This is a genomic window from Brachyspira pilosicoli (genome assembly GCF_019402445.1).
Classification (GTDB): Bacteria; Spirochaetota; Brachyspiria; order Brachyspirales; family Brachyspiraceae; genus Brachyspira; species Brachyspira pilosicoli_B.
On sequence record NZ_SRZM01000225.1, the window covers coordinates 1 to 1,603 of the forward strand.

Annotated in this window: 1 protein-coding gene and 1 pseudogene; both read right to left on the reverse strand. The window is 30.4% G+C overall.

What is annotated here, in order from left to right; translation table 11 throughout:
* Nucleotides 1–117: 117 nt before the first annotated feature.
* Nucleotides 118–1,182 (reverse strand): Leu/Phe/Val dehydrogenase, encoded by a 1,065-nt coding sequence (locus E6A48_RS07855; RefSeq protein WP_219709486.1) that lies wholly within the window; start codon nucleotides 1,180–1,182, stop codon nucleotides 118–120.
* A 207-nt stretch (nucleotides 1,183–1,389) separates the two neighbouring features.
* Nucleotides 1,390–1,603: pseudogene (locus tag E6A48_RS07860) on the reverse strand (8-oxoguanine deaminase); the annotation flags it as partial.

Below are 1,603 nucleotides of genomic sequence, written 5' to 3' on the forward strand. Positions count from 1 at the left end.
ACTTGCACTTTCGCGAAGCGTGCCCGAAGGACGAAAACTTTGACGAAGTCCGCAACGCGAAAGTGGTAAAAAGTTGAATAAAGCAAAACCTTATATTGCAAAATATAATTGTATACACTACTTTCTTATATACCTTGAATGTATCTCGCCTATTGATTCTATTCTTTGTATAGCTAATTTATCTGCAGCTTCATTAGTAGAGATATTTTCTCTGTCTGATATTTCAAAAATCTCTAGTATCCTATCATAAATTTTCTCTGTAGCACTTTTTGCAGCTTCATAATTATAAACAGGGTTTTCCATAGCTACGTTTATAACGCCTCCTGCATTTGCTACATAGTCAGGAGCATATACTATTCCCTTCTCTTTTAAAATCTTTCCATGATGAGATTCTTTAAGAACATTATTAGCAGAACCAGCTATAACCTTACATTTTAATTTTGGTATAGTTTCATCATTAATAATAGCACCAAGTCCGCAAGGAGCAAATATATCAACATCTTGTTCATATATAGCATTAACATTAACTTCTTTTGCCTTATAAAGCTCAACAACTTTTTTTACTTTATCATTATCAATATCAGATACTACTAACTCAGCATTATCCTTAGCCAAATAATCACATAAAACTAAACCCACATGTCCAAGCCCTTGAACAGATATTTTTTTACCGCCCAAATTATCGCTTCCAAATGCTTTAAAAGCACTAGCCTTCATAGCCATATAAACACCATAAGCTGTCATAGGTGAAGGGTCTCCTGATTTACTTCTAAGTCCTGCTACAAAACTAGTTTCTTTAGCAACATATTCCATCTCTTCTGTACTTGTGTTTACATCTTCAGCAGTAATATATCTTCCGTTTAAAGATTCAATAAATCTTCCGTATGACCTCCAGAAAAGTTCATTGCCTTTAACTTTTTTAGGGTCTGCTATTATTACTGTTTTACCGCCTCCTAAATCAAGACCAGCACATGCCGATTTTAAAGACATACCTCTTGCTAGTCTCAAAACATCTTCTATAGCTTCACTCTCTGATTTATAATTCCAAAGTCTAGTGCCTCCTAAAGAAGGACCTAATTTCGTAGAGTGAATACATGTAATAGCTTTAAGACCTGTTTTACTATCATTGAAAAATACTAGCTCTTCATAATTATATTTTTCCATGTAATTAAAAATTTCCATAGCTTGTATGTCTCCTTATATAAAATTATCATATGTATTCAAGTATAGTAAGGCTTTAAACATTGTCAAGATTTTTTGATAATAATTAAATTTTTTATAATATTTATTTAATAACTATTAATAATTTTTGATATAGAATTATTTTTTAGTTTTTTATTAATAATAATATTATAGATATATTAAAAACTTTATTATGCCAACATTAATTTATACTTTTGACAAATATTTATTTTCTGTTTCATCAGCAAGTCTATACATTTTCTCTTCATCTACACTAATAAGTTTTCCTTTCTCAACAACAACTCTTCCATTAACTATAGTATAATCCACACTTCCTTTCCAACCTATAGTACCAAATAAAGATTTAGCATCAAAGTTAGCCCCAACCATTTCTAATCTTCTCATATCTATCATAAATAAA

Excerpts from the sequence above, each read along its gene's own strand:
- E6A48_RS07855 (WP_219709486.1), bottom strand. The coding sequence starts at position 1,182 with ATGGAAATTTTTAATTACATGGAAAAATATAATTATGAAGAGCTAGTA.